This is a genomic window from Streptomyces sp. NPDC051020 (assembly GCF_040683105.1).
GTDB lineage: Bacteria > Actinomycetota > Actinomycetes > Streptomycetales > Streptomycetaceae > Streptomyces.
Window position 1 is genome coordinate 100,897 of the sequence record NZ_JBFBCG010000004.1, and the last position, 25,224, is coordinate 126,120.

Genomic DNA, 25,224 nt, shown 5'->3' on the forward strand with positions numbered 1-25,224 from the left:
ATGAGCAGGGGGCCCGCCCTGTGGCGGGCCCCCTTGAGGGACGGCGGGATCAGGCGGCTTCCTCGCACCCGGACAGCCAGGCGTCCAGGTCGGAGCGGCGCACGCGGAGTTGGCCGTTGGGGAGCTTGAGCAGGCGCGGCCCCTTGCTCCGGGCGCGCATGCGGTAGAACGCGGCTCGGCTCATGCCGAGCTCTTCCAGTACCTCGGGCAGCTTGAGCATCTGCAGGCGTGCCATGGCTGTCTCCTTGGGTCGTGTGAGGGCTGGCTCAGCAGCAGGGGTGGGCGGTCGCACCGGCGGCCGAGGCGGGGTCCATGGGCTCCCGGCACACCGTGCAGAGGGGGAGGGGACCGGAGATGGCGTGCATCTCAGCGTCCGCAGCGTCCGCAGCGTCCGGTGCAATCTGTTCGACCAGCTCAGCGAGGCTGTGGCGAGCGGACGCTGAGGTCGGCTCAGCGTCCGATCGAGCGTCCGCAGCGTCCGTGAACCGGCCCGGCGGACGCTGATTGGACACTGCACGGACGCTGTGATGCCAGCCAGCGTCCGAGGGAAACCGCAGGTCGTTGCCGATCGCGGACACTGCGGACGCTGTGATCCGCCCCTCTCTGGTGTCCGGGGCGGCCGTCAGCGTGTAGAGGCGCTGCCGGTGCCGGTCCGGCGTGCGCGCCGTGTCGTCGAAGGTGATGCCGACCGAGCGGAGGATCGGGGCGAGCCGCTTCAGGCGGCCTCCCGCCCGGGTGGCGTCCTTGGGCCGCTTCGGGTGTGCCGTATCCGGGTGCGGCAGGTGCTCCAGCAGCATGCCCGCGGTCCCCTGCCAGGAGCCGTCGGTCTCCACGAGCGAGACCACCGCACTGCCGAAGGGGTCGCCTTCAAGGGCGTCGGCAGCGACATCGGCGGACGTCGTCGTGTACGACGCGAGGGTGTTCCAGCCTTCGATGCGGTCGACGGCGGCGAGTACCCGGGCGAAGTCCGCCATGCGGGGCATGCGCTTCAGTCGGACCTGGGGCAGCTCGCGCAACACCGCCGACAGGAGGTCGAAGAGCGAGGCCAGGATGGCCGGCCTGGCCTCGCGGAAAGCGTCGTCGAGCTCTTCCTCGGTACGTCGGCGGTCCTCGTCGATGAGCTGGAGGTCCAGCATCAGGAGCCGCTCGGCGAGGTCGCCCGCCAAAGCGCCAGCGTCGATGGTCGTCATGGCCAGCACGCGGCGGAAGGTCAGCACGACGACGTCGTCATCGGTGTAGAGAGCCCGGTCCACGATGCCGTCGCCGGTGACCGCCTTGCAGAGGGTGTCCGACAGCCACGGCGGGATCGTGCCCATCACGAACGCCACGAACAGCGTGGCGGGGTTGTTCTGCAGGAGGGACATCCCCGACCTGCTGGCCGGGCCGGACGACTGCGATCTGCTCCAGGTGTTCTGGTGCCCCTTCGACGCGCACGGCCCGACCGGCTACGGCATGCTGCTCGACCTGCGCTGGCGCCGGTCGTGGGAGGTCACGAGGTGCAGACTTCACCGCCGCAGCCGCAGGTTGTCGGCTTCGAGGGGTACGTGCCCGAACCGTGCGTGCTGTACCCGGAGCAAGTGGCCACCTACCCGTTCGCCGGCCTTCTCCCGGAGGACTTGTGCGCCCGCATCGACGCCTGGGAAGAAGCGCTGGAGGAGGAGGCCGAGGAACTGGCGGACGACGACGCAGCGGTGGTCGGCTACCAGTACGACCTGTCTATCCCACCGGGCTGGCGCGTCGGCGGTTACGCCTCCTGGCACACCACCGACCCGTCCCCCATGAACTCCCGGACCTGCTCGACACCGATGCACCTGCTGCTGACCATCGACAGCTCGGAATGGGACGGCTGCAGCGGCAGCTGGAAGCCACTGGAAGAGCAGGACCTTCCCACGCACCGGTCCGCCACACCGACCGAGGTCACCGTGGGCCGCTGGGGCGAACTCAACATCTTCGCCTGCCCTGAAGAACCCGGCCACCCGCACCGCTGGAGCATCCAGTAGGCCACTCGGTCATGACCAGTGCACGTCCTGGAGGGAGTCCGCCCGTGAACGTCGAACGTGGCACAGTCCGGGTGCCTCCCAAACCGCTGAGCAGCTGCTGCCCAAACCCGTTGACAAAGCCAGCCTCTCAACGTGACAGCGACGTTCTCGCTGCAGCATTCCAAGGCGGTGCTTCAACTGCGCTGCTGGTTCACAAAATGGCGGCCATGGACAGCGTGACGACGAAGCAGGTGAGAAGGAAGAGCGAAACCTGCTTGCCTGTCGCCCGTTCCGGGGTTTTCCCTGATCGCATCAGAGCGAGCTGACGCCTGATGTATTTGGTGAAGATGGCCATCGTCACGATCAGGCCCAGCATGGTGCCCGTGTAGAGCATCAGCGGGGTCTGGCCCCCGTCCCCTCGTGCAGCCGAAAACAGGCCGACAGTAAGGGCGCAGCCCAGGGCAGGCGCTGTCGCAAGGCCCAGCTTCTGTCGTCTCGTGCTGGCCCAGGACTGCATGACCAGACCGAACATGAGACCGGACACAACGGCGGCTATCCACCAATCGGCAGTGGAAAATGTAGATGTCAGCACGAAGGGTCCTCTTGTTCGGTTGGGCACGCTTGGCTGGTTGGGACGTGCTGTCGGCTCGCCCCAACCAGCCGCCTCTGCAGGCTTCTTACCAGGTGACCCGGCCGACCTGTTGTGGTCGGCGCGGGGTTGGCCTTTCCGGTGCGGTTCTAGCTTGGGCTGCGGATCTAGCCGCCCACCTTGTACTGCCCGACCTCCAGGAAGTACCGCAACTCCTCCGGCGTCCCGTCGATGGCCTCCTCGGCAGCCGCGCGGAGGGCGTCGCTGATGGTCGGGTCGGCAAGGATGCGGGCGATGGCGACGCGGTCGTCCTCGGCCTGGGCGAGGCGGTAGCCGGTCTCCAAAAAGGCGCGCAGGGCCTCCGGGCTGCCGTCGTCGAGGGCCTTGTTGGCCTCCCGGATGACCGCCTTGTCGCCGTTCTTGTTCGCCAGGTACAGGGTGCGGAAGACGGCGACGCGGTCGTCCTCGGCCTGGGCGAGGCGGTAGCCGGTCTCCAGGAAGTTCCGCATGTCCTCCACGGTGCCGTCGAGGGCCTTGTTGGCCTCTCGGACGACCGCCTTGCCGCTGTCCTTGTTTGCCAGGATGCGCAGGATCGCGATACGGAGGTCTTCCTCCGACATCTCGTCCACCGGCGTCTCGGACGTGGCCGTCACAGTCGTCGACATGGCCGTCGAGCCCGTGGCGAACGCCGGAGTGGTTAAGAGGAGGGTCGGCGTCAGAGCGGCGGCCGCGACGAGCAGAGCAGCGCGGGACGGTCTCATGGGTGTATGCCTCCGTGGTCGAGCTGTCGGTGCGAAGATCCTCGCCGTTGTGGGCCACCGGTGTCATTGCCGGGAGTGGGCAGTCTTCGTCGACTGTCGTTGCCGTCCAAGTCCCCGGTCAGTCGCGGGCCTGGCCGGTCAGCTGCCAACGCAGCCTTCGCCTGCGTCATGTTCGTGTACGCGTGGTTTTCGACGTTCCACTCGTCGGTGAGGGCGGCCATCTCGTCGGCCTCGGAGGCGTTGTCCTCGGTCACCACGACGTTGATGCGCAGCGGCAGGCCCGCCTCGCGTGCGGCGTCGATGCCGCGCCGGAACGCCTTCCATGCCCCGCGGCGCTGGGTGAGCGTGTCGAAGGAATCCTCGCTCGCCCCGTACATGCTGACCACCAGCCGGTAGGGCGGGCAGTCACGGAAGAGCTTGAGGAGGTCCGGCCGCCAGAGCAGGGAGCCGTTGGTGGAGATGGTGAGCATCATCCCGGCCTGCCAGGCGTACCGGTAGGCGCCCTGGAAGTCCGGGTCCATGGTGGGCTCGCCACCGGTGATCTGGAGCCAGAGGACACCGGCCTCGCGCATGATGTCCAGCAGCCGCACCTTGTCCTCCCAGCCGAGGCCGGAGAAGGGTCGCTCGCCGAGGTAGCAGTGCTTGCAGCCGAAGTTGCAGCCGAGGTTGATCTCCCAGGACGCCCGGCAGTATCCGTACGGGGACGGCTCGCGTACCAGCACTGTGCCCTGCGCGGGCCGGCCGCCCAGGTCCAGGCCCCACACGTCGGCGGCGGTCTGCAACGCCCAGGTGGGAAGCGACTCACCGTCGGTGGCGGCCTGGCGCAGGCCCTCGTAGTGGTCGGCGGAGATTCGGGCGCCGGCCCGTGCTCCGGGTTTGAGGAGAAGGTGTCCGTCGAGGAACGGGGAGGCGATCAGAGCGTGGGCCATCAGTGGCCCTCCTTTCGGATCACGGAGCGGGACAGGGCTCGGGATTCCTGGCGGTCGGCGCGGCAGTGGATCTCGCCCAGCCCATTGCAGGTGCCGCAGGTCTTGCCGGACGAGTTGGCGCCGCTGCCACCGCAGTCGCCGCACTGTTCGTTGCGAGGCGAGCGAGGGCGCCGGGTCTTGTGCGGGCTCGCGATCAGCTGGTGCACGAAATTTCCTCCAGGGCGTCTTCCCAGGTGTGCTGCTTGGCGTGGTCGGCGAACAGACAGCAGCCCTCACCGTCGGGCCCCGGGGCGGCCACCGGGCAGTCAGGGAGTACGGCTAGCTGCGCCTCGTCCGTCCCGTGCCAGCGGAGCCACAGCGCGGTCCCGTACCTGCCGGCGTCGGTGAGGAGACCGAAGTGCTCACTCTCGTCGTGCGCAGACAGCTGGCACTGCACCGCCCTGTCGATGTACTTCGCGGCCGACTTCTCCCGTACTTTCCGTGCCAGGTCGAGGGGCACCCGGCGCCAGTGCGTGCACCGCATCACGACACCATCCGGAAGGGCGCGACGGCGTTCCGCTCCTGCTTCGAGCACCGGGGGCAGACGCACGGCGGGTAGCGGCCCGGGTTCTCCGGGACCGGCGGGTCCTCGCCCACGCGTACCTCCGTGAGAGGCCCCCACGTCTGACCGGAGTCGCGGGAGACCCGCAACGTCATCCGTACGTCGTCCTGTCCGTTCGCCATGGCCAGGAGCATCGCGATTCGCGGGCCCGGCCAGAAAGGCCAAGCGGATTACCCAACTTGGGTAACATCACCCTCGGTTGACCAAGTGCAGCGATCCGTAGTCCTCATGCCGGAGCGTGCCCAATGCCCGAGCCATCTCGCTCGAAGGAACTCCCGGTCAGCCTGCTCACGGACCCAGTGATGATCGAGGCATGCCAGGCCAGAGACTTCGGCCGCATCTTCCAGCTGGCCAAGGCACGAGCAGGCATCTATCCATCGATGATCGCGCGCCGCTGCGACCTGACCCCGAGCCGCGTGGGCGAGGTGATCGCCGGACGGCGGCAGTTGCTGCACATGGACGTGATCGAACGGATCTCGGACGGACTACGCATCCCCGGACACATGCTCGGCCTTGCCCGACGCTCCTGGGAGACGCCGCCCACCCTGACGGCCACGCCCCGCGAACCGGCCGAAGTACCGGCCTCAGCCGTCGAGCCGCTTGTCGCCGGACTACCGGGGGCAGACGTCGACAGCATCCTCGCCCTGGCGGCCGAGCGGGATCTCAGCCCGTCAACGCTGGACGCGCTGCATTCGTCGATCGCGGACTACTGGCGCCGGGACGACGAGCACGGCGGCGAGACCTTACGGCCGGCGGTCGTCGGCCAGCTCCGCTACGTCGTCGATCTCCTCAAGGAACAGCGCCCAGCCCCTCTGCGGGACGGCCTGCACAGCATCGCGGCCGAGCTGGCCCGGCTCACCGGATGGACGTACTTCGACGCCCGCCAGTACAACCAGGCACGCGCCTACTTCACCGAATCCCTCGGCCTGGCCAAGGCCATCGACGACCGCCAGTTCATGGCCAATGTCCTTGCCTGCATGAGCCTCCAAGCCACCTACCAGGACAAGCCCGGCGACGCCCTCGCACTCGTCACGGCCGCCCAGGACCAAGCCCGAGCAGCGGCGGGGACGACACCGCGTGTCCTGGCCATGCTCGCGATGCGCGAAGCCTTCGCCCACGCCACCCTCGGCAACCACGGCGCGACCCACACCGCGATCTCGGAAGCCCACACCCAGTTCGGACGCATCAGCACCGGCGATCCGGACCCGGCCTGGGTCGCCTACTTCGACGAACCGAAGCTGATCGTGGACACCGGCATCGCGCACGGCCGCCTGGGCGAAGCCGCCCTCGCCGAACCCCTCATCGTGGATGCCCTCCGCCGAGAACACCAGTCGAACCACCGAGGGCGCGCATTCCACGCCTTCTGGCTCGCCCGCACCCAGCTCCTGCGCGGCAAGCTCGACGAGGCGTGCCACACGGCCATGAATGCCCTGGCCCCGGCAGCGGCCGTCAGCTCGCAACGAATCGCCAGCCACCTCAGGGAGTTCTACGAGCAGCTGGAGCCTTACCGGCGGGAGCCGGCCGCGATGGCGTTCGAGTCCCGGCTCCGGGAAGTACTTCCCCGCCAGGTCAGCGGATCGCCTCGTCCATGAGCACGTAGAGCAGCCCGACCAGGGAGCCACTGCTGACGATCTCGCGACGGTCGATCATGCCCCGCACATCGGCCAGCGGAATCCACTCGATCCGGTCCGACTCGTTCTTCTCGGTCGGCGGCCCCTCGTACGTCGCCCCGTCAGCCCGGAAGACATGGTGCTGGGAGTCGGTGATGCCGTTGGCCGGCTCGGCGTAGATCAGCGGCTTGATCGGACCGGCCCGCCAGCCGGTCTCCTCCAGAACCTCACGGGCCGCCGCATCGGCCGGAGTCTCACCCTCCTCCACCAGGCCCATGGGCAGCTCCCACGCCCAGGCGTCCGTGATGAAGCGGTGCCGCCACATCATCAGAACCTCGCGCTGCTCGTTGATGACGGCGGCCACGGCCAGGTGCCGGAGCTTCACGACGTGGTGCTCCCAGCGGTTCCCGTCCGGCGTCTCGACGTCGGTGAGCCACAGGTTCACCCAGCTGTTCTCGTAGATCGGACGTTCCCCGTGGATCTTCCACTGCATCGCTGCGGCCCCTCTCGATCGGCCTCCAGCATCGCAGAGCAACTGCTAACTGAGGCTAACCAGGACTAGGTTCGACCACGTTTTACGTCAGGCCGACGAATACTGGCGGGCCTGTTCCTACAGGGTCGCCATGTCATGCGGGAGCTCGCACGAGTCGTCCCTCATGTGCAGGCGCCGGAGGTCCTGCAGTGCGGCGACAGGGAAGGGGTGCTGTACCCACTTGGCTCGGTATCCGTCCTCACCATGAATCCGGAGCACGTCCTGTGCCGCTTCCATGACGGCGTGGCTCAGAAGGGTGCGGGGCTGGTTCGACCGCCACACGAGCTTTCCCTCTGAGTTCGGCTTGTCATAGCTCGTGAACATGTCGGGAAACTCGTAGATCGCGATGCTCACTTCCGAATCCTGACATCGAAGGACCCACCTCACCTCAGCGGGTTCGAGGTCGAATGAGACTCGCTGGACAGAGGTGGGGCCGCAGAGACCCGCCACGCGATGGATCAGGTCGGAGAGTGCGTCGGCGCAGTAGCTGACGAAGTGCTTCCTCTCGGAAGTGCTGTCCGCGATACGGCACGTGGCCCAACCGGATCCGCTGAGCTCCCAACTGAACTGGAGATCACCTGGCATCGTTCCCCTCCCCGTGATTGCCTGCGAAGACGGTACAGCGGAGGCATTGCTGTTGCGTGTGGGACGTGGCCGGCCGAGATGCCTCGGGGGAGTCTTGGGTGCCTGGGCAGGCAGCCCGGCCTCCGGCTCATGGAGTGGCTCCATCCCGGTTCTCAGCTCTCTTGGCCCAGGTGGTTGTCAGTGGCCGCTGTTAGCGTCCGGCCGTTCTGGCAGAGCTGTGTGGGGAGGGGGGCGTATGGGCGCGTCGGGGTGGGACTACTCCGTGCCGTATCAGGAAGATCTCGTCGGGGCGTTCGAGGGGCTGCGGCAGAAGGTCTTCGCAGAGCGGGATTACTACTGGGGCCCGGGTGGCGACTGGTGTCCGGAGGAGGAGCGGCTTCCGTGGCCCGAGACCGAGGAGGAGCTGTGGGAGCACGAACTCGTGCAGCACGACGGGACGCACTCGATTCTCGACATCTTCCGAATCATCGGGCCGGAGGAGGAGCCGGATTACTCCACGATGAAGCAGGTGACCGAGGAGGAGGCGTTGCGTGTCCTGGGCACCCGGAAGCTCACCCGGGAGCACGTGCCGAGGTTCGAGGAGTTCGACCAGTGGCGTTGGTACGGGCGGTGTGCTGTGCTCCATGACGACCAGGGGGAGCCACAGGAGATCTACTTCTGGGGCTTCTCCGGCGACTGAGCCGACCCGGCGGACCAGGTGTGGACCGCCGGAGGCGGCGATGGGCCCGGAGGGTGGGGAACGAGCAGGTCAAGCATGTACGGCAGGCTTCCCGCAGCACTCTCTTGAACAGGGTCGTGGCGCGGGTCACCGTGGGTTCACATCCCACACCCACCGCATTGCCTGTGAAGGGGCGTCCGAGAGGGCGCCCCTTCTGTGTGCCTGCCCGGCACGTCGGGTCAGGGCGACCGGTCGGTGCTGCCCTCCAGGCCGGCGGGGCGGCCGGAGGCGAGGCGGGCGGCCGAGGCGATGGTGGCGCGGGCTTCGTGTTCGGTGAGGCCGACGCGGACGGCGGCCCCGGTGAGGGCATCCGCGAGGGCGTCGCCGAAGCCGTGTTCGTACGCACGGCAAGCTGCCCAGAACAGGCGGGTGTTGCGCTGTCCTTCGCGTGCCGCGAGGACGAACTGGACCAGGCCCCGGCCGTGGTGGGGGCGGGGGGAGGGGTGGTGAGGGCGCGCTGGGGGTGTGAGCAGCCGCAGGAGTGCGCGGGGGCAAGGGGCCGGGGAGAGATCGGCGGCGCCAGGGGCGAGTCGGTAGGTGCCGCCGGTGGTGACCGAGCCGGGGCCGACCAGGTAGCCGCCGGCGCCGCGGATGTCGATGCCGGGGGCGAGGCGGCCGGCGGAGTTCGGCACGGGCACCCCGGGCGAACCCGTGAGCCAGATGTGGCGCCCGCCGCTCGGTGTGATGACCGTGACGGTCGGCGGGATGGTGAACCGATGGTGCAGGGCCAGCTGCTGGAGGGCCGCCGCGGAGTCGTTGCGGCCAGAGGCATCGATGTCGAGGTCGATGCCGATGAGGTGGTGCGGGGCGCGTCCGCAGGCGATGCCGTAGCCGGTGGCCCACGGAGCGGCGGCAAACAGGGCTCGTACGGCGGCGGGGTTCGTGGTGGCGTCATGGACCCCGTGTCCGGGAAGGCCGCAGGCGCCCCGGCAGCTGACCGGCCGGTCGTCGCCGCGGTGGGGGGAACGCAGGGCGGGGAGCTTGGTGGCGGACAGCGGGATGACGGGGAGCCCGTGCTCGGCGGCGGAGAGCGCGTGGGCGAGGGCCAGGGTGGCGGTCTGCCGGTCGGTGATGGCCATACTTAATTTTCGTACAGCTGTTCGAGAAAAGGAAGAGGGTGAGGTGGGGTCGGCGTGTCGATGGGCGGGCTTGGGGGTTCCAGGGAGACGGTGAGGCAGATTGTAAGGAAATGTGGCTAAATATCTTTCCTTCGGGGGTGCGCGGGGTCGCGTGGTGCGGATCCATATGTGCGGGCGTGGACCGGATCTTTTGAGGGGGCGCGGGAGGTTTGTCAGCTGTTCCTCATGCTTGCGGGGGAATCGTGGATCATGAGTGGTTCATGAAGGATTCGGTGGGCAACTTTGGTCTCGCGACGTCGTGACCAATACCGGGGCGGTCGGCCAACCGCCTTGGGAAAAGCTGCACTTCTGGTTCCTGGAGGAATTGATATGGCAAGCATCCGTACCGCTCGCGCCCTCGCCGCTGTTGCCGCACTGCCTCTCGCCGCCGCACTCTTCAGCGGCGTGGCCCAGGCAGACAGCGGCTCGTTCGCGAACGATGGGTCGAACGCGGGTGTTGCGACGATCAGCGGTAGCGGAGTCGGTGGGGACAATGCCGGTAATTCGTCCACGTTGCAGCAGCAGGCCACCGGCTCCGGGGCGTCGAACCGGAGCAACTCGGCGCAGGTGAACGGCTCGGCCTTCACCATGATCGATCAGTCCCATAGGAGTATCACGGTGAACTTCACCAATCTCTGGTGAGCTGGGGGTCGCCGCGGGCCGGTCGGGGGGCCGGGTGCGGCGGGGTGAACAGCGGCCTGCGCGAGGACACTTCGGTCTCCTGGCGCAGGCTGTTCGCGTTCCGGAGGGTGCGGGCGGGCGTGTTCGGGCGCCGCCGGCCTTGACAGCGATCAGCAATCTGACGGACAGTCAGAAAACCCTGATCCGTACGCCCGCGTCCGGGAGGCAGCCGCCGTGCACCTCGCCCCGACGGAACGTCAGCAGCAGCTGCGCGCCGAACTCCGCACGTATTTCCGCGATGTGATCTCCCGGACGGATCCCACCGCTCGAGCCGACGCGGCCCCCGGGACGGCCGGAACTCCTGGGGCGGAAGGGAAGCCCAGGCCCCGGACGGCGCCAGAGGACCCGGTCGAGCAGCGTCGGCTGTTGCGGCGTATCGGTGCCGACGGGATGCTCGGGCTCGGCTGGCCCGTCGAGTACGGAGGGCAGGGCCGCGGACCCGACGAGCAGTTCGTCTTCTTCGACGAGGCGTACCGGGCGGGCGCACCCGTGTCCATGGTCACGCTCAATACCGTCGGCCCGACGCTGATGAGGTACGGGACCGAGGCGCAGAAGGAGTATTTCCTCCCGCGGATCCTGAGCGGGGACCTCGTTTTCGCGATCGGCTACAGCGAACCCGGGGCCGGCACGGACCTGGCCGCGCTGCGGACCAGGGCGGTGCGGGACGGAGGGGGCGCCTCCCGCTCGAGCGAAGCCGGGAGCGGGGGCGACTGGGTGATCGACGGGCAGAAGATCTTCACCAGCAACGCGCAGAACGCGGACTGGATCTGGCTCGCCTGCCGTACGGATCCGGAGGCGCCCAAACACAAGGGCATCTCGATCATCCTGGTTCCGACGGACGCGCCGGGCTTTTCCTGGACCCCGATCGAGACCGTGGGCGGACTGACCACGACGGCCACCTATTACGACGGGATCCGGGTGCCCGCCACGAACCTGGTCGGCGAGGAGAACGGCGGCTGGGGACTGATCACCAACCAGTTGAACCACGAGCGGGTGGCGCTCGCAGCGATCGGGATGCAGGCCGAGGACTTCTACGAGGCAGCGCTCGCCTTCGCCCGTACCCCCGATCCGGCGACGGGGCGGCGTCCGGTTGACGAGCCGTGGGTACGGTCCAGGCTGGCCGAGGCGTATGCCCGGCTGGCGGCAACCCGCCTGCTCAACTGGCGTCTGGTGGGGGATGTCGGGGCGGGCTCGGTGGCCCCCGGGGACGCGAGCGGCGTGAAATTCGTGGGAACCGAATCGGCCGTCGAGGTGTATCGAATGTGCCAGGAAATCACCGGCGAGGCCGGGATGGTCAGGGGCGGATCGCCCGGCTCCTTCGGGGACGGGGAGCTGGAGCGGATGAACAGAGCGGCGCAGATCAACACCTTCGGGGGCGGGGTGAGCGAGGTGCAGCGGGAGATCGTCGCGACGATGCGGCTCGGCATGAAGAGGGGGAAGCGGTGACGGACGCAGGGGACCAGTTGTACGGGCGGCTCAAGGCGTACGAAGGGCACGCGGCCGCCACGGCCGGCGTCGGCAAGGACCTTGTCAACGAGGCGATGATCAGGCACTGGTGCGAGGCGATGGGGGACGGGAATCCCGCGTACGTGGGGCCGGGGGCGATCGCGCCGCCGACGATGCTGCAGGCGTGGACGATGGGTGGCCTGTCGGGGCACACCGACCGGTCCGGGGCGTACGACGAGCTGTTCGGCCTGCTCGACGGTGCCGGGTACACCTCGGTGGTCGCGACCGACTGCGAGCAGGAGTACCTGCGGCCGCTGCGGCCCGGCGACCGGATCACGTTCGATGCGGTGATCGAGTCGGTGTCGGAGCGGAAGAGGACGAAGCTGGGGACGGGCTATTTCATCACGACGCGGATGGACGTCCGAGCGGCCGGTGAACCGGCCGGGACGCATCGCTTCCGGATCCTGAAGTACACGCCGGCAGGAGGGAAAGGGGGACAGCGGGGTGGAGGACGCGGGTTGAGGCAGAGCGGCCGGAGCCTGCGGCCGAGACCGGTGATCAACCGGGACAACGCCGGTTTCTGGCAGGGCGTCGCCGAGCACAGACTGCTCATCCAGCGGTGCCGGGAGTGCCAGACCCTGCGTTTTCCCTGGCTCCCCGGGTGCAATGAGTGCGGCTGCCAGGAGTGGGACACGGTCGAGGCGAGCGGCGAGGGCACGGTCTTCAGTCACGTCGTGATGCATCACCCGCCCTTCCCTGCCTTCAGCACCTCCGGCGACGCCGGGCCGTACGCGGTGGCGCTGATCGAGCTGGCGGAGGGCGTGCGGATGGTCAGCAATGTGGTCGGCGTGCCCTACGACAAGGTGCGGACGGGAATGTCGGTGAGGCTGGAATTCCTCCGTACGGACCCCGAGTTGGAGCTGCCGGTCTTCCGGGGGAGCGAGGGCTGACATGGACTTCACGCCCACGGAGGAGCAGGGCGCGGCACAGGGGCTCGCCGCGCAGATCTTCGGTGACCTGGCCACGCACGAGCGATTGGCCGCCGCAGGGTCGGGGACGGATGCCGAGCTGTGGAAGGAGCTGTGCGCAGCCGGGCTCACCGGCGCCGTCGAGGAGATCGGGCTGCTGGGCCTGGTGCTGCTGTTGGAGGAACAGGGCAGGACGACAGCGCAGGTGCCGTTCGCCGCGAGCTGTGTGTACGGGCTGCTCGCCGTCGCCGACCACGGTACGGACGAACAGCGGGAGCGACTGCTGCCACCGCTGCGGGACGGCACGGCCGTGGCCACCGGAGCGTTCCCGGCACGCTCCGGTCTGCGGACCGACGGGGAAGGGCGGCTCAGCGGCGTCGTGCCCTATGTGCCCTGGCTGCGGGACGCCACCTTGGTGCTCGTGGCGGATGCGGACCGGGTGCTGTGGGTCGTGCGGACTGCCGATCCGGGCGTGGTGGTCGTGCCGGTGGAGACGACGGCGCCGTGGTCGGCGGCGCGGCTCGTCCTGGACCGGGCTCCTGGTGAACGGCTCGGCGGGCCGGGGCCGGAGCTGAGCCCCGAGCCGAGCCCGGAACCAGAAGCAGAGTCAGAAGTAAAAGGGGGAACGGGCCGGGAGCCGGAAGCGGAGACAGGAGAGGCAGGGGCAGCCGGGATGCACGGGGCAGTGCTGGCCGCGAGCCGGACGGCATTCGCGGGATTGCAGGCAGGGGTGTGCGCCGGGTCACTGGCCCGAGCGGTCGCCCACACCACCACCCGGGAGCAGTTCGGGCGCCCGCTCTCCACCAATCAGGGGGTGCTGCTGCGCGCAGCCGACGCTCATATGGACACCGAGGCGATACGGGTCACGGCGTACGAGGCGGCATGGCGCCACGACCAGGGTCTGGCCTACGGCGCACAGGCGCTCACTGCGGCCTGGTGGGCCTCGGAGGCCGGCAAGAGAGTCGTACACGCCGGACAGCATCTGCACGGCGGTACGGGCGCCGACCTCGACCACCCCGTCCACCGTCACTTCCTCTGGGGCCGTCAGCTCGACTCCTATCTGGGATGCGGCAGTGAAGTGCTTGAGGAACTGGGTGAGTTGCTGGTGAAGGAGGGATCGTCATGAAGGTCGGCGAGGAGCTGGCACCGCTGGAGATCGCGGTGACCCGCACCCTCATCGTCGCGGGCGCCGTTGCCTCCCGCGACTATCAGGACGTGCACCATGACGCGGAGCTCGCGCAGCAGAAGGGTTCCCCGGACATCTTCATGAACATCCTGACGACCAATGGCCTGGTGGGGCGGTACGTCACCGACCACTTCGGGCCGTCTGCGGTGCTCCGTAAGGTCGCCATCAGGCTGGGGGCACCCAACTACCCCGGAGACACCATGGTGTTGAGCGGCACCATCACAGCCCTCGATGACGCCGGGACGGCCGAAGTGACGGTCGTCGGCGCCAACGGGCTCGGCAGGCATGTCACCGGCACGGTGACCGTCAGTGTTCCGGAGGGATCGGCATGAGCGTGCGCAGGGCCGATTCGCTCGGCGGCCGGGCAGCGATCGTCGGGATCGGGGCGACCGAGTTCTCAAAGGATTCCGGGCGCAGTGAACTCAAACTGGCCGTCGAGGCGGTGCGAACCGCCCTCGACGACGCCGGGCTGACCCCCGCCGACGTCGACGGTCTGGTCACCTTCACCATGGACACCAGCCCCGAGATCACGGTGGCCCAGGCGGCCGGCATCGGAGAGCTGTCGTTCTTCTCCCGCATCCACTACGGCGGCGGGGCGGCCTGCGCGACCGTGCAGCAGGCGGCGCTCGCCGTGGCGAGCGGGGTGGCCGATGTCGTGGTCTGCTACCGCGCCTTCAACGAACGCTCGGGGCGGCGTTTCGGATCCGGGGTGCAGCACCGGGAACCCACCGCCGAGGGGACGGCGCTCGGCTGGAACCTCCCCTTCGGGCTCCTCACCCCCGCCTCGTGGGTGGCCATGGCCGCCCAGCGTTATCTGCACACCTACAACCTGACCCCGGAGGCCTTCGGCCACGTCGCGGTCACCGACCGGCGCCATGCGGCGCGCAACCCGGCGGCGTACTTCTACGAGAAGCCGATCACCCTCGCCGACCACGCCGCGTCGCGCTGGATCGTCGAACCTCTGCGGCTGCTCGACTGCTGCCAGGAGACCGACGGCGGACAGGCGATCGTCGTGACCAGCGCCGAGCGGGCCAGGGACCTTCCGCGTCCGCCTGCGGTGATCGTCGCCGCAGCACAGGGCGCAGGGCGGGCGCAGGAGCAGATGACCAGCTTCTACCGTGACGGGCTGACCGGGCTGCCGGAGATGGGCGTCGTCGCCAGGCAGCTCTGGCGTACCTCCGGACTCACCCCGTCCGAGATCGATGTGGGCATTCTCTACGACCACTTCACCCCGTTCGTGCTGATGCAGCTGGAGGAGTTCGGCTTCTGCGGGCCGGGTGAGGCCGCCGACTTCGTGGCGGACGACGCGCTGCCCCTGAACACGCACGGAGGTCAGCTGGGGGAGGCATACCTGCATGGGATGAACGGCATCGCGGAGGCGGTCCGGCAGATCCGGGGCACGTCGGTGAACCAGATATCCGGGGCGGCCAGAACCCTGGTCACAGCGGGCACAGGGGTGCCTACCTCCGGACTGATTCTGGGTACCGGCGATTGACCGTGGCGCAGGAGCCGGTCCGATGTCTCAGGGGGGCGACCCTGAGTCCTGATGACGAGCTCTACTCCTCCAGGAGGTGGGGTCGGCCCTACCCCTACAACCTGAGGCGGACGCGGCTTCGGGACCTGGGGCCGATCCCCCGGGTAGCACCCGCTCCTAGCGTGGACCTATGACCACGCCAGTCTGCACGGGCGCCTCCAGGGGAGCCACTGCCGCCACCGGACACGCGCCGCTCACCTCGTCGGCGTCGCACACGCAGCATGCGTCGCATGGTTCACCGGGATCGTACGGTTCGTATGCGGGGCGGGCGCCCTACGTTCCCTACCCGTCGTTCTCGTCGTTCGTGCGGGCGCGGGGGCCCGTGCTGCTGCGTACCGCGCGCTCGCTGACCGCAAACCCGAGCGATGCCGAGGATTTGCTGCAGACCGCGCTCACCAAGACGTACGTCGCGTGGGAACGGATCGAGGATCACCGGGCGCTCGACGGCTATGTCCGCCGGGCCCTGGTGAACACCCGCACCTCGCAGTGGCGCAAGCGGAAGGTGGACGAATTCGCCTGCGACGAGCTGCCCGAGCAGGAGACGGCTCCTGCGCCCGATCCGGCCGAGCAGCAGTCGTTGCACGATGCGATGTGGCGAGCCGTGCTGAGGCTCCCGGACCGGCAGCGGGCGATGGTCGTCCTGCGCTATTACGAGGATCTCAGCGAGGCCCAGACGGCCGAGGTGCTCGGCGTGTCCATCGGTACGGTCAAGAGCGCGGTGTCACGGGCGCTCGGCAAACTGCGCGAAGACCCGGAGCTGACCCCCGTCCGCTGACCCCGCGAGCCCGTCCGTCGGCGATCCGGCTCAGGCCCGGGAGACTGCCGGCCTGTGAGCCCCCGGTGAGCCCCCTGTGAGTTCCTCTGAGCCCGCACACGACGGGTGAGCCCGCGTGACCCGCACACGACGGGTGAGCCCGCGTGACCCGCACACGACGGGTGAGCCCGCGTGACCTGCACACGCCGGTGAGCCCGCATGAGCCCGAGATCCCGCCGGCCCGTGAGCTCGTGAGTTCGAGAGTTCGTGACCCCGCTGGTCGGCGACGAGGCCCGCAGAAGTTGACGACTGCATGGAAGAAGTCCGGGTCATCGGCGGACTCCCGTCCTCAATCCCGGGATTCCGTGCCCCGGGTGCTCCGCCGACGCGGGCAGGAGAAGCCGACGTACACCGATTCGTATGCCCGGGACTAGTGACATACCACTTGGTATGTGCGCAGAATCAGCGGAACCTTAACGCCGCGTAGCGCCCACCGGGAGGACGCCGTGCTGAGCACCATGCAGGACGTACCGCTGACTGTCACCCGCATCCTGACGCATGGGATGACGATCCACGGGAAGTCGCAGGTCACGACCTGGACCGGCGAGCCCGAGCCGCAGCGGCGAAGCTTCGCCGAGGTGGGGCGCCGTGCCACGCAGCTCGCCCATGCCCTGCGCGACGAGCTCGGTGTCGTCGGCGACCAGAGGGTCGCGACCCTCATGTGGAACAACGCCGAGCATGTCGAGGCGTACCTGGCGATCCCCTCCATGGGCGCCGTGCTCCACACGCTCAACCTGCGGCTTCCCGCCGAGCAGCTGATCTGGATCGTCAAGCACGCCGACGACAAGGTCGTCATCGTCAACGGCTCGCTGCTGCCGCTCCTCGCTCCGCTCCTCCCGCAGCTGACGTCGATCGAGCACGTCGTCGTCGCCGGGCCCGGTGACCGTTCCGTGCTCGACGGCGCCGGGCCGCGGGTGCACGACTACGAGGAGCTGATCACCGGCCGCCCGACCAGCTACGACTGGCCGGAGCTGGACGAACGTCAGGCCGCCGCCATGTGCTACACCTCCGGCACCACCGGCGACCCCAAGGGCGTCGCCTACTCCCACCGCTCCGTCTACCTGCACTCCATGCAGGTCAACATGTCGGAGTCGATGGGGCTGACCGACAAGGACACCACGCTGGTGGTCGTCCCCCAGTTTCACGTCAACGCGTGGGGCCTGCCGCACGCGACGTTCATGTCCGGCGTCAACATGCTGATGCCGGACCGGTTCCTGCAGCCCGCCCCGCTCGCGGACATGATCGAGCGCGAGAAGCCGAGCCACGCCGCCGCCGTTCCCACCATCTGGCAGGGTCTGCTCGCCGAGGTCACCGCCAACCCGCGCGATCTGACCTCAATGGCCCGCGTCACCATCGGCGGCGCCGCCTGTCCGCCCTCCCTCATGGCGGCGTACGACAAGCTGGGCGTCCGTCTCTGCCACGCCTGGGGCATGACCGAGACGTCGCCGCTCGGCACGATGGCCAACCCGCCCGCCGGGCTGACGGCGGAGCAGGAGTGGCCGTACCGCATCACCCAGGGACGATTCCCGGCCGGAGTCGAGGCGCGACTGGTCGGCCCCGGCGGCGATCATCTGCCCTGGGACGGGGAGTCGGCCGGTGAGCTGGAGGTCCGCGGACCCTGGATCGCCGGTGCGTACTACGGCGGCGCGGACGGCGAGGCGCTGCGCCCCGAGGACAAGTTCAGCGAGGACGGCTGGCTGAGGACCGGTGATGTCGGCGTCATCAGCGAGGACGGCTTCCTCACCCTCACCGACCGCGCCAAGGACGTCATCAAGTCCGGCGGCGAGTGGATTTCCAGCGTCGAGCTGGAAAATGCCCTGATGGCGCACCCGGATGTGGCCGAGGCCGCCGTCGTTGCGGTCCCGGACGAGAAGTGGGGCGAGCGTCCGCTGGCGACCGTCGTTCTCAAGGACGGCGCAGTCGCGGAATACGAGGCGCTGCAGGCGTTCCTCGCCGAGTCCGGCATAGCCAAGTGGCAGCTGCCGGAGCGCTGGTCGATGATTCCGGCGGTGCCGAAGACCAGTGTCGGGAAGTTCGACAAGAAGGTGATCCGCCAGCAGTACGCGGCGGGTGAGCTGGACATCACGCAGCTCTGAGCGGTGCGCTGACGGCGAGGGCGGTGCGGGAACCCGTGCCGCCCTCGTCCGTCGTCGGCGACGACAACTGCCTCAGTTCGTGCCGATCTTCGCCAGCAGGTCGACGATGCGGGACTGGACCTCTTCGCTCGTCGAACGTTCCGCCAGGAAGAGCACGGTCTCGCCGGAGCTGAGCCTCGGCAGCTCCGCCCGGTTGATGTCGGCCGAGGTGTAGACGACCAGCGGGGTCCGGTTGAGCTGGCCGTTCGCGCGTAGCCAGTCGACGATCCCGGCTCGGCGCCGGCGTACCTGCAGCAGGTCCATCACCACCAGATTCGGCCGCATCCGGGTGGCGAGGGAGACCGCCTCGCTGTCGGTCGAGGCGCACGCGACCTGCATGCCGCGGCGTTCCAGCGTCGCCGTCAGCGCCACCGCGATTTCCTCGTGCTCCTCGATCAGCAGCACCCGCGGCGGGTGCTGCTCGCTGTCGCGAGGGGCGAGCGCCTTGAGGAGCACCGCGGGGTCGGCACCGTACGCCGCTTCCCGCGACGCCTGTCCCAGACCGGCCGTCACCAGCACCGGAACTTCGGCCGCCACGGCCGCCTGGCGCAGCGACTGCAGCGCCGTACGCGTGATCGGCCCGGTCAGTGGGTCCACGAAGAGCGCGGCGGGGAACGCCGCGATCTGGGCGTCCACCTCCTCGCGGGAGTGCACGATCACCGGCCGGTAGCCGCGGTCGCTCAGCGCCTGCTGGGTGGAGACGTCGGGCGCGGGCCAGACGAGCAGCCGGCGCGGGTTGTCCAGTGGTTCCGGGGGAAGCTCGTCGTCGACCGGCTGCGGCGACGGACGGTTGGCGACCTCGACCGCGCCGCCCGGGCCGTCCAGTGGCTCCGGACCCTCGGCGCCCTCGTCCGGTGCCTCTATCGCGTACGCACGCCCCTCGGCGGCCGGGGCGGAGAGGAGCTGCCCGGAGGCATTGGCGGTGGGCGCGGTGCCGGGCTGGGGGGCGGCAGCCGGTGCGGCGGCCGGCTGCGACAGGACGGGGTCCGCGGCGTGCTCGTCCTCGGGTGGGGCGGCGAGCTTACGCCGACGCCCGGCACCGCCGAGCGTCTGGTTCTGCTGGTGCGCGAGGTGCTGGGCGAACGGCACGCCCTGTCCGAGGGTCCGCACGCTGAACGCGCGCCCCTGTGTCGAGTCGGCGGACGCGGGTGCGGCAGCAGACACCGGCGCCGACGCAGGCATCGGTGCCTCGGCGGGCAGCGGCTGTCGCCGGGGGTCCGGCGCGGGCTCGGCCACGGGAGCGGGCTCGGGCGCGATGGCGCCCGGACGGCTCTCCGCCGGGCCGGCGGGGGCCGTGGTGGCCGTGGTGCCGGTGGTGTGCCCCGTTCCGGGCCGGGTCAGGTCGTCGCCAGGGGTGTTCGGGGCGGCCAGGCCCAGTCCCGAGGTGCCGTTCTCCGGCAGGCCGGAGGGCTGCTGGGGCTGCATGGGCCGCTGCGCGGGTTCCGGCTGTTCGGGCTGTTGCTGGGGCGCGTCCGGGGCGTGACGGGCTCGGCGGCGCCCGGTCGGTGCGGGGTGTTCCTGCGGCGGTGTGTGGGGGTTGTCCTGGGGCGTGCCCGCGGTGTCATGGCGTCCGGGCAGTGAGGCGTCGGCCTCACCGGCCGTGGGCGGGATCCGGTCGGCATCGGCGGGCGGGAGGGCGAATGCGATACGCGGCCCCACCGGTTCGGCCGCGGCGGCTCGGTCCTGCGCGGCCGCCAGCGCCCGGCGGGCCCGTCGCCCGGTCGGTTGCTGCTGCACCTGATGCTGGTTCTGCTCGGTCTGCTCACCTTGTGGTGTCTGCGGTCGGCCGGTCCGGGACGCCGTCCGGTCCTGCGCCGGGGCAGATGCGAGGGCCGGGAGGGCCAGCTGGTTCTCGTTGCCCTGGCGCGCCCGTCCACCGCCTGCGGGCACCGGCACGGGCGCCTCGACGGGCACCCCCTGCGGCGGCACGGTATGCCCACGCTGCGGACGGTTGCCCACGCCCTGAACGCCCTCGGCCGCCGTCACCACCGACCCCTCGGACATCGCCGCGGCCGCGGGCAGCGCCAACGCCTGCCCCGGCTGCTCCGCGGGCTGACCGGTGCCCGTCTCGGCCGGGCTGGGCCGTCCCCGCCTGCGACCGGATCCTTCGCCCTGCTGGGCCGGGATGAGCTCGTGGGGCGACGGCTGGGGCTGCTGCCCGCTGTGCTCGTCCTGCGCCGCCGCTTCACGACGCGCCCTGCGCCGCCCCGTCGGCTCCGCCGCAGCGGTGTCACCGGACTCGGCCCCCGAAGCGGCGGTCCCACCGCCCACCGGGCTCTCCAGGAAGGCGTCCGTCGACGCGCGTCGCGCCCTGCGCCGTCCGCCGCCTGGCGTCCCCTGCTGCTGCCCCGTCTCCTCGGGCGCAGCCGGAACGGGGGGCGTCTGCGGCGGCAGTACGGTCCCCGCCCCCGCGCCCAGCGGCACTTCGAGGACGTACGCGCTGCCGCTCATCCCCGGCATCTCGTGCGTCTGCAGCACGCCGCCGTGCGCCCGTACGATCCCGCGCACGATCGGCTCGTGCACCGGGTCGCCCCCGGCGAACGGTCCGCGCACCTCGATCCGTACGACCTCACCGCGCTGAGCCGCCGCCACGACCACTGTCGAGTCGACGTAGCCGCCGCCCGGCGCCACCCGCGTCCTGCCGGTCGAGTCGACCCCGGCGACGTCCGCGACCAGGTGGGCGAGCGCCGTCACCAGCCGCCCCGCGTCCACCTCGGCCTCGATCGGCGGCGCGTGCACCGCGAACTGCGCGCGCCCCGGACCGATCAGTTCCACAGCGCCGTCGATACCGGCCGTCACGACCGAGTCGAGCAGCACCTTCTCCTTGACCAGCGCCTCCGCCCCGCTGTCGAGACGCTGGTAGCCGAGCACGTTGTCGACGAGCGTCGTCATCCGGGCGTAGCCGGCGGCCAGGTGGTGCAGGATCTGGTTGGCCTCGGGCCACAGCTGGCCCGCCGGGTCGGCGGCGAGCGTCGAGAGCTCGCCGCGCAGCTCCTCCAGCGGCCCGCGCAACGACTCGCCGAGGACGGCGGTCAGCTGTGCGTGCCGGGCGGTCAGTTGTGCGAGCCGCTCGGTCAGCTCCTCCGACTCGGCCGCGGACCGCTCGGTCCGGTCGGCCAGCTCGGCGGCGTGCCGTTCGGTCAGCCGGGTGACCTCGGCGGTGTGCTGCTCGGTCAGCCGGGTGACCTCGGCGGTGTGCTGCTCGGTCAGCTCGGTCAGCCGCGCCGTGTGCTCGTTGGTGAGTTCCTCGTACGGCCGGCGGTCGGTGAACGTCATCACCGCACCGACCAGCTGGTCCCCGTCCCGGACGGGCGCGGTCGTCAGATCGACCGGCACCTGCGCGCCGCTCTTGGACCACAGCACCTGCCCGCGCACCCGGTGCTTACGACCGGACTTGAGCGTGTCGGCGAGCGGCGACTCCTCGTACGGGAACGGCTCGCCCTCCGCACGCGAGTGCAGGATCAGCGGATGCAGCTTCTGGCCGCCCAGGTCGCTGGCACGGAAGCCGAGGATCTGTGCGGCGGCGGGGTTGACCAGGACGACCCGGCCGTCGGTGTCCGTGCCGACGACCCCCTCGGCCGCGGCCCGCAGGATCATCTCGGTCTGCCGCTGCGAACGGGCCAGCTCGGCCTCGGTGTCGACAGTGCCCGACAGATCCCGTACGACGAGCATCAGCAGCTCGTCGCCCGTGTAGCTGCCGTTGTAGCCGGCCTGGAAGTCGTTGTACGCGGCCTGCCCGTCCTCCAGGCTGGCGCTGGTGACCTCGACCGGGTACTCGTTGCCGTCGGTCCGCCGCGCGATCATCCGCGTCGGCTTCGTCCGGCCCCGCTCGTCCGCCGCCTCGGGCCTGCGCATCGACCCCGGGATCAGCTTGGAGTCGAACTCCGGAAGCAGATCGAGGAGTCCGCGACCGACGAGCGCGGTGCCCGGCGTCTCGAACATTTCGAGGGCGATGGTGTTGGCGTTGACGACCGTGCCGTTGCAATTGACGAGCAGCAGCCCGTCAGGGAGAGCGTCGAGTATGGCTGCGAGGCGAGCAGCGCCTCGGGATGGCCTGCTGCTCACGACGACGCTTCCTCCCTGGTTACCGCACCTTGCCGGACAGCGGGCCCCATCTTGCCCCTCGGGCCGCAGGCTGTCACTGGAGGAGTCTAAAGGCAGGAGAGGGGCATCCGGCGGCGGATGCGCGGGGAGCTCTCACCAAGGTTCTGTGCATACCGCGTACGACCCCTGCCCCTGACGTGTCCCGTGACGGCCCCGGCGACCCCGGGTCACCGGACATTCGGCAGCACCGGCCGCAGGTCGTTCCAGCGTGCGATCTCGCATCCGTTGCTCCGGTCGAAGGCGGCGTCGACACGCTGCCCGCGCCAGGTTCCGGTGACCCGGGCCGTGGCCGATCCGCCGAACTGCTGGGTGCACAGGGCGCCGGCGGGCACCGGACGGAAGGGGTTCTTGCCGTCACCCGTGGGCTCCTCCAGCTCCGCGAGCCGGTCGCACGCCTGCTGCGCCACCGGGTGGCTTCCGCCGGCGGGGAGGCACTTCAGTTCGTACACGCCGTCGGCGGCGCGGTATCCGGAATCAGAGACCGTGACCGTCAGCTGGGTTGTCCGCGCGCCGTCGTCGCCCTGGAGCGCCGGTACCGGCAGCGGGAGGGGCAGCGGAAGGTGGCCGGTGGCAGCGGTCGCGGCCGGTGCGGCGGCGGACAGCACGGCGAAGGATGTGGCAGCGGTGAGGGCGAGACGGCGCAGCATGCGGGCTCCTGTGGACGTGTGGAAGACGGAGAGGCGGTACCTCGTCATCACTAACGCTCCGCATGCCCCGGCGTTGCGCAACCCGAAGGCTTTGCCCTGACGGCCGAAGGCCTAGTACCGTAGGCGGCGATTGGTGAGGCAGTGCTCAGCTGTGTCATCATCTGCACGCACCACTCGCGTTCGCGCGGGGTGTGCTGGAGGCGTCGCCTAGTCCGGTCTATGGCGCCGCACTGCTAATGCGGTTTGGGTCTTAAAGCCCATCGAGGGTTCAAATCCCTCCGCCTCCGCTTGATCACTGAAGCCCCGTGCCACTGGCCGGGGCTTCAGTCGTATCCGGATGGGGCGCGCGTCCGCGACGGCGTGTGCAGAGGTGGCCCAACATGGCGTTTCCGCAGGTCAGGGGCAGTCTGGGTAATGGATTTCGCGTGACGGCGCAGGTCATGTAATGTTGTTCCCGCAACGCCGACCAGGCAGAAAAGCCCGGAACGCCAAGCACTCGTAGCTTAACGGATAGAGCATCTGACTACGGATCAGAAGGTTGCAGGTTCGAATCCTGCCGAGTGCACAGCAAGCCAGAGGCCCCCAGGAGAAATCCCGGGGGCCTCTGCCGTTACCTGTACAGCAGCGAAGTACAGCAACCGTCTCAGCCGGTGCCGCCCATTGCTTCGGACAGCTGGCCCAGTGCCGCACGCACCTCTTCCTCGCTCGCTTCCGCGTAGACCTCCATCGTCATGGCGATTGCAGGTTCGAATCCTGCCGGGTGCACAGCAAGCCGGAGGCCCTCAGGGGAAGTCCTGAGGGCCTCCGGCTTTTGCGTTGACGGCAGTGTGTGACGGGCTGTGGAGCAAAAGGAAGCTGAGGCCGGGAGGCCAGGGCGAGCGTCCAGTCCGACTCGGCGAGCAGGAACCCGCAGTGACCCTTCGCGGTGCCTGAGGCCCCGTGGCGGCCGACCTGCGCGGCTTCACCCACCTGTCTGGGCGGGGGCCCGCGTTGTCGTCCAAGGGCCCACGGAAGTACGGCCGGGTCAGGCCGACACCTTGACGGCTGAGCCCGCCCGGGCCCGCTCCTGCACGACGCGGCGGCGCCGGGTCGGCATCCCGAACGTCGGGTTGGCGACGCCCCAGATCGCGCCCTTGCAGACCAGCTCCTTGTAGACAGCGGCGAGCCGTCCGGTCAGGGCCGCCCGGACGGCGCGGTCGTCGGCGGTGACGTACTGGATCACGCCTTCCCTGCGGCCCAGTGAGATGCACTGGTTGAAGTAGCGGAGCGGCGCGTTCGGGAGCTTCCCACCGGTCAGGCGTGCCGCGATGGCGTCGGCTGCCTGCCACGCGGTGGGGGTGCCCGAGGCGCACGACATCCGCAGCGGCTTGTCGCCTGGGCCCATGGCCATGGCCGCGTCACCGATGGCGTACACGTCCGGGTGCGAGACCGAGCGCATGGTCCCGTCGACCACGATCTGGCCTGTGTCGGTGATCTCCAGAGCGGTGGCCTTCGCGATCGGGTGGACCGCGAAGCCGGTGGTCCACACGGTGACCGCGGCCGGGACGGACGTGCCGTCGGCGGTGGTGACGCGGTCGGCCTCCACGCCGGTGACGGCGGTGTGCTCGTGCACGGTGATGCCGAGCTTGTCGAAGACCTTCCGCAGGTGTCGGCGGCCTTTGGGCGCGAGCCAGTCGCCGAGCCCGCCGCGGGCGGCGAGGGCGATAGCGAGGTCAGGGCGGGCCTCGGCGATCTCGGCCGCGGCCTCCAGGCCGGTGAGGCCGCCGCCGACGACGACTACGGGCTGTCCGGCGTCCAGGCCGGCCAGGCGCTTGCGCAGCCGGAGAGCTCCGAGGCGGCCGGTGATCTCGTGGGCGTGCTCGGCGGTGCCGGGGACGCCTTGGGTGTTCCAGCCGCTGCCGAGGGCGTACACGAGGCTGTCGTACTCGAGCTCCTCGGCGCCGTTCGCGTCGATGACGGCGACAGTCTTGCGGCCGACGTCGACACGGGTGACCTTCGCGAGCTTCAGTTCGACGCCGGTGCCCGCGAACATCTCGCTGAAGGGCCGGGGCTTGAGGTTCTGGCCGACCGCCAGCTGGTGCATCCGGACACGCTCGACGAAGTCGGGCTCGGCGTTGACGAGGGTGATGGCGACGTCCTCGCGGCGCAGCCGCTTGGCGAGGCGACCGGCAGCGATGGCTCCGGTGTATCCGGCTCCGAGGACGATGATTCGGTGCTGCATTTCCCTGCTCCTGTCTCGCGCGGGTTCGCCACCTGAACCGGTCAGCCCGCTGTTTCCTGACAAGAA

General features: G+C 69.8%; 24 protein-coding genes, 2 tRNA genes and 1 pseudogene. 13 read left to right on the forward strand and 14 right to left on the reverse strand.

The window, feature by feature from the left end; translation table 11 throughout:
• Positions 1 to 49: 49 nt before the first annotated feature.
• Positions 50 to 235 (reverse strand): helix-turn-helix domain-containing protein, encoded by a 186-nt coding sequence (locus AB0N06_RS03780; protein ID WP_366133143.1) that lies wholly within the window; start codon positions 233 to 235, stop codon positions 50 to 52.
• 31 nt (positions 236 to 266) lie between these two features.
• On the reverse strand, positions 267 to 1,364 hold the full coding sequence (locus AB0N06_RS03785; protein WP_366133144.1) for a hypothetical protein: 1,098 nt from the start codon (positions 1,362 to 1,364) through the stop codon (positions 267 to 269).
• Here AB0N06_RS03785 and AB0N06_RS03790 point away from each other — a divergent pair.
• A pseudogene (locus AB0N06_RS03790) lies at positions 1,354 to 2,000 on the forward strand (hypothetical protein); the annotation flags it as partial. The gene AB0N06_RS03785 and the pseudogene AB0N06_RS03790 overlap by 11 nt on opposite strands.
• 190 nt (positions 2,001 to 2,190) lie before the next feature.
• Here the strand turns inward: AB0N06_RS03790 and AB0N06_RS03795 are convergent.
• The 6 genes from AB0N06_RS03795 to AB0N06_RS03820 form a co-directional block, all read right to left on the reverse strand.
• Complete coding sequence (locus tag AB0N06_RS03795) at positions 2,191 to 2,571, reverse strand: hypothetical protein (RefSeq protein WP_366133145.1); 381 nt, start codon at positions 2,569 to 2,571, stop codon at positions 2,191 to 2,193.
• 164 nt (positions 2,572 to 2,735) lie between these two features.
• The gene (locus tag AB0N06_RS03800; RefSeq protein ID WP_366133146.1) at positions 2,736 to 3,329 is read right to left on the reverse strand and encodes an ALF repeat-containing protein; all 594 of its coding nucleotides are present in this window, start codon (positions 3,327 to 3,329) and stop codon (positions 2,736 to 2,738) included.
• The gene (locus AB0N06_RS03805) at positions 3,326 to 4,258 is read right to left on the reverse strand and encodes a radical SAM protein (protein WP_366133147.1); all 933 of its coding nucleotides are present in this window, start codon (positions 4,256 to 4,258) and stop codon (positions 3,326 to 3,328) included. The genes AB0N06_RS03800 and AB0N06_RS03805 overlap by 4 nt, the downstream gene beginning before the upstream one ends.
• Complete coding sequence (locus AB0N06_RS03810) at positions 4,258 to 4,464, reverse strand: hypothetical protein (protein WP_366133148.1); 207 nt, start codon at positions 4,462 to 4,464, stop codon at positions 4,258 to 4,260. The genes AB0N06_RS03805 and AB0N06_RS03810 overlap by 1 nt, the downstream gene beginning before the upstream one ends.
• A complete protein-coding gene (locus AB0N06_RS03815) occupies positions 4,452 to 4,781 on the reverse strand; it encodes a hypothetical protein (RefSeq protein ID WP_366133149.1) in 330 nt (109 codons plus the stop codon). Before AB0N06_RS03815 ends, AB0N06_RS03810 begins: the two co-directional genes overlap by 13 nt.
• Positions 4,781 to 4,981: a hypothetical protein gene (locus AB0N06_RS03820; protein WP_366133150.1), complete on the reverse strand. Its 201-nt coding sequence runs from the start codon at positions 4,979 to 4,981 to the stop codon at positions 4,781 to 4,783. The genes AB0N06_RS03815 and AB0N06_RS03820 overlap by 1 nt, the downstream gene beginning before the upstream one ends.
• Positions 4,982 to 5,104: 123 nt before the next feature.
• On the opposite strand from AB0N06_RS03820, the gene AB0N06_RS03825 reads away from it, so the two are divergent.
• The gene (locus AB0N06_RS03825; RefSeq protein ID WP_366133151.1) at positions 5,105 to 6,451 is read left to right on the forward strand and encodes a hypothetical protein; all 1,347 of its coding nucleotides are present in this window, start codon (positions 5,105 to 5,107) and stop codon (positions 6,449 to 6,451) included.
• On the opposite strand, the gene AB0N06_RS03830 is transcribed toward AB0N06_RS03825, so the two are convergent.
• Both AB0N06_RS03830 and AB0N06_RS03835 read right to left on the reverse strand, forming a co-directional pair.
• Positions 6,429 to 6,962 carry an NUDIX hydrolase gene (locus AB0N06_RS03830; protein WP_366133152.1) on the reverse strand — a complete coding sequence of 178 codons (534 nt, stop codon included), beginning with the start codon at positions 6,960 to 6,962 and terminating at the stop codon, positions 6,429 to 6,431. The genes AB0N06_RS03825 and AB0N06_RS03830 overlap by 23 nt on opposite strands.
• Positions 6,963 to 7,079: 117 nt before the next feature.
• Positions 7,080 to 7,586, reverse strand: coding sequence for a hypothetical protein (locus AB0N06_RS03835; RefSeq protein ID WP_366133153.1), 507 nt, complete (start codon positions 7,584 to 7,586; stop codon positions 7,080 to 7,082).
• A 235-nt stretch (positions 7,587 to 7,821) separates the two neighbouring features.
• Here AB0N06_RS03835 and AB0N06_RS03840 point away from each other — a divergent pair, with 235 nt between their 5' ends.
• Positions 7,822 to 8,265, forward strand: a complete 444-nt coding sequence (locus AB0N06_RS03840) for a hypothetical protein (protein WP_366133154.1) — start codon at positions 7,822 to 7,824, stop codon at positions 8,263 to 8,265.
• A gap of 218 nt (positions 8,266 to 8,483) precedes the next feature.
• Here AB0N06_RS03840 and AB0N06_RS03845 read toward each other — a convergent pair whose 3' ends face one another.
• Positions 8,484 to 9,383 (reverse strand): bifunctional DNA primase/polymerase, encoded by a 900-nt coding sequence (locus AB0N06_RS03845; RefSeq protein WP_366133155.1) that lies wholly within the window; start codon positions 9,381 to 9,383, stop codon positions 8,484 to 8,486.
• 369 nt (positions 9,384 to 9,752) lie between these two features.
• On the opposite strand from AB0N06_RS03845, the gene AB0N06_RS03850 reads away from it, so the two are divergent.
• The 8 genes from AB0N06_RS03850 to AB0N06_RS03885 all read left to right on the forward strand — a co-directional run bounded on the left by AB0N06_RS03850 (position 9,753) and on the right by AB0N06_RS03885 (position 18,147).
• Positions 9,753 to 10,064, forward strand: coding sequence for a hypothetical protein (locus AB0N06_RS03850; protein ID WP_366133156.1), 312 nt, complete (start codon positions 9,753 to 9,755; stop codon positions 10,062 to 10,064).
• A 213-nt stretch (positions 10,065 to 10,277) separates the two neighbouring features.
• Positions 10,278 to 11,549: an acyl-CoA dehydrogenase family protein gene (locus AB0N06_RS03855; RefSeq protein WP_366133157.1), complete on the forward strand. Its 1,272-nt coding sequence runs from the start codon at positions 10,278 to 10,280 to the stop codon at positions 11,547 to 11,549.
• Complete coding sequence (locus AB0N06_RS03860; protein ID WP_366133158.1) at positions 11,546 to 12,499, forward strand: OB-fold domain-containing protein; 954 nt, start codon at positions 11,546 to 11,548, stop codon at positions 12,497 to 12,499. Before AB0N06_RS03855 ends, AB0N06_RS03860 begins: the two co-directional genes overlap by 4 nt.
• A 1-nt stretch (position 12,500) precedes the next feature.
• The gene (locus AB0N06_RS03865; protein WP_366133159.1) at positions 12,501 to 13,643 is read left to right on the forward strand and encodes an acyl-CoA dehydrogenase family protein; all 1,143 of its coding nucleotides are present in this window, start codon (positions 12,501 to 12,503) and stop codon (positions 13,641 to 13,643) included.
• Positions 13,640 to 14,035 carry a MaoC family dehydratase gene (locus AB0N06_RS03870; RefSeq protein WP_358856569.1) on the forward strand — a complete coding sequence of 132 codons (396 nt, stop codon included), beginning with the start codon at positions 13,640 to 13,642 and terminating at the stop codon, positions 14,033 to 14,035. The genes AB0N06_RS03865 and AB0N06_RS03870 overlap by 4 nt, the downstream gene beginning before the upstream one ends.
• Positions 14,032 to 15,198: a lipid-transfer protein gene (locus AB0N06_RS03875; RefSeq protein ID WP_366133160.1), complete on the forward strand. Its 1,167-nt coding sequence runs from the start codon at positions 14,032 to 14,034 to the stop codon at positions 15,196 to 15,198. Before AB0N06_RS03870 ends, AB0N06_RS03875 begins: the two co-directional genes overlap by 4 nt.
• 169 nt (positions 15,199 to 15,367) lie before the next feature.
• Positions 15,368 to 16,012, forward strand: coding sequence for a SigE family RNA polymerase sigma factor (locus AB0N06_RS03880; protein WP_366133161.1), 645 nt, complete (start codon positions 15,368 to 15,370; stop codon positions 16,010 to 16,012).
• 485 nt (positions 16,013 to 16,497) lie between these two features.
• On the forward strand, positions 16,498 to 18,147 hold the full coding sequence (locus AB0N06_RS03885) for a long-chain fatty acid--CoA ligase (protein ID WP_366133162.1): 1,650 nt from the start codon (positions 16,498 to 16,500) through the stop codon (positions 18,145 to 18,147).
• A gap of 72 nt (positions 18,148 to 18,219) precedes the next feature.
• On the opposite strand, the gene AB0N06_RS03890 is transcribed toward AB0N06_RS03885, so the two are convergent.
• Positions 18,220 to 22,251, reverse strand: a complete 4,032-nt coding sequence (locus AB0N06_RS03890; RefSeq protein WP_366133163.1) for a PAS domain-containing protein — start codon at positions 22,249 to 22,251, stop codon at positions 18,220 to 18,222.
• Positions 22,252 to 22,457: 206 nt separating this feature from the next.
• On the reverse strand, positions 22,458 to 22,937 hold the full coding sequence (locus tag AB0N06_RS03895; RefSeq protein ID WP_366133210.1) for an SSI family serine proteinase inhibitor: 480 nt from the start codon (positions 22,935 to 22,937) through the stop codon (positions 22,458 to 22,460).
• A gap of 196 nt (positions 22,938 to 23,133) precedes the next feature.
• On the opposite strand from AB0N06_RS03895, the gene AB0N06_RS03900 reads away from it, so the two are divergent.
• A tRNA-Ser gene (locus AB0N06_RS03900) sits at positions 23,134 to 23,224 on the forward strand.
• 205 nt (positions 23,225 to 23,429) lie between these two features.
• Positions 23,430 to 23,502 (forward strand) — tRNA-Arg (locus AB0N06_RS03905).
• Between the two features lie 459 nt (positions 23,503 to 23,961).
• Here AB0N06_RS03905 and AB0N06_RS03910 read toward each other — a convergent pair.
• The gene (locus AB0N06_RS03910; RefSeq protein WP_366133164.1) at positions 23,962 to 25,158 is read right to left on the reverse strand and encodes an FAD-dependent oxidoreductase; all 1,197 of its coding nucleotides are present in this window, start codon (positions 25,156 to 25,158) and stop codon (positions 23,962 to 23,964) included.
• Between the last annotated feature and the right edge of the window lie 66 nt (positions 25,159 to 25,224).

What these genes read in the sequence shown, in the direction of transcription:
- AB0N06_RS03780 (WP_366133143.1), bottom strand. Translation starts at nt 235, where the DNA reads ATGGCACGCCTGCAGATGCTCAAGCTGCCCGAGGTACTGGAAGAGCTC.
- AB0N06_RS03785 (WP_366133144.1), bottom strand. Translation starts at nt 1,364, where the DNA reads ATGTCCCTCCTGCAGAACAACCCCGCCACGCTGTTCGTGGCGTTCGTG.
- AB0N06_RS03800 (WP_366133146.1), bottom strand. Translation starts at nt 3,329, where the DNA reads ATGAGACCGTCCCGCGCTGCTCTGCTCGTCGCGGCCGCCGCTCTGACG.
- AB0N06_RS03805 (WP_366133147.1), bottom strand. Translation starts at nt 4,258, where the DNA reads ATGGCCCACGCTCTGATCGCCTCCCCGTTCCTCGACGGACACCTTCTC.
- AB0N06_RS03815 (WP_366133149.1), bottom strand. Translation starts at nt 4,781, where the DNA reads ATGCGGTGCACGCACTGGCGCCGGGTGCCCCTCGACCTGGCACGGAAA.
- AB0N06_RS03820 (WP_366133150.1), bottom strand. Translation starts at nt 4,981, where the DNA reads ATGGCGAACGGACAGGACGACGTACGGATGACGTTGCGGGTCTCCCGC.
- AB0N06_RS03825 (WP_366133151.1), top strand. Translation starts at nt 5,105, where the DNA reads ATGCCCGAGCCATCTCGCTCGAAGGAACTCCCGGTCAGCCTGCTCACG.
- AB0N06_RS03830 (WP_366133152.1), bottom strand. Translation starts at nt 6,962, where the DNA reads ATGCAGTGGAAGATCCACGGGGAACGTCCGATCTACGAGAACAGCTGG.
- AB0N06_RS03835 (WP_366133153.1), bottom strand. Translation starts at nt 7,586, where the DNA reads ATGCCAGGTGATCTCCAGTTCAGTTGGGAGCTCAGCGGATCCGGTTGG.
- AB0N06_RS03840 (WP_366133154.1), top strand. Translation starts at nt 7,822, where the DNA reads ATGGGCGCGTCGGGGTGGGACTACTCCGTGCCGTATCAGGAAGATCTC.
- AB0N06_RS03845 (WP_366133155.1), bottom strand. Translation starts at nt 9,383, where the DNA reads ATGGCCATCACCGACCGGCAGACCGCCACCCTGGCCCTCGCCCACGCG.
- AB0N06_RS03850 (WP_366133156.1), top strand. Translation starts at nt 9,753, where the DNA reads ATGGCAAGCATCCGTACCGCTCGCGCCCTCGCCGCTGTTGCCGCACTG.
- AB0N06_RS03865 (WP_366133159.1), top strand. Translation starts at nt 12,501, where the DNA reads ATGGACTTCACGCCCACGGAGGAGCAGGGCGCGGCACAGGGGCTCGCC.
- AB0N06_RS03870 (WP_358856569.1), top strand. Translation starts at nt 13,640, where the DNA reads ATGAAGGTCGGCGAGGAGCTGGCACCGCTGGAGATCGCGGTGACCCGC.
- AB0N06_RS03875 (WP_366133160.1), top strand. Translation starts at nt 14,032, where the DNA reads ATGAGCGTGCGCAGGGCCGATTCGCTCGGCGGCCGGGCAGCGATCGTC.
- AB0N06_RS03880 (WP_366133161.1), top strand. Translation starts at nt 15,368, where the DNA reads ATGACCACGCCAGTCTGCACGGGCGCCTCCAGGGGAGCCACTGCCGCC.
- AB0N06_RS03895 (WP_366133210.1), bottom strand. Translation starts at nt 22,937, where the DNA reads ATGCTGCGCCGTCTCGCCCTCACCGCTGCCACATCCTTCGCCGTGCTG.
- AB0N06_RS03910 (WP_366133164.1), bottom strand. Translation starts at nt 25,158, where the DNA reads ATGCAGCACCGAATCATCGTCCTCGGAGCCGGATACACCGGAGCCATC.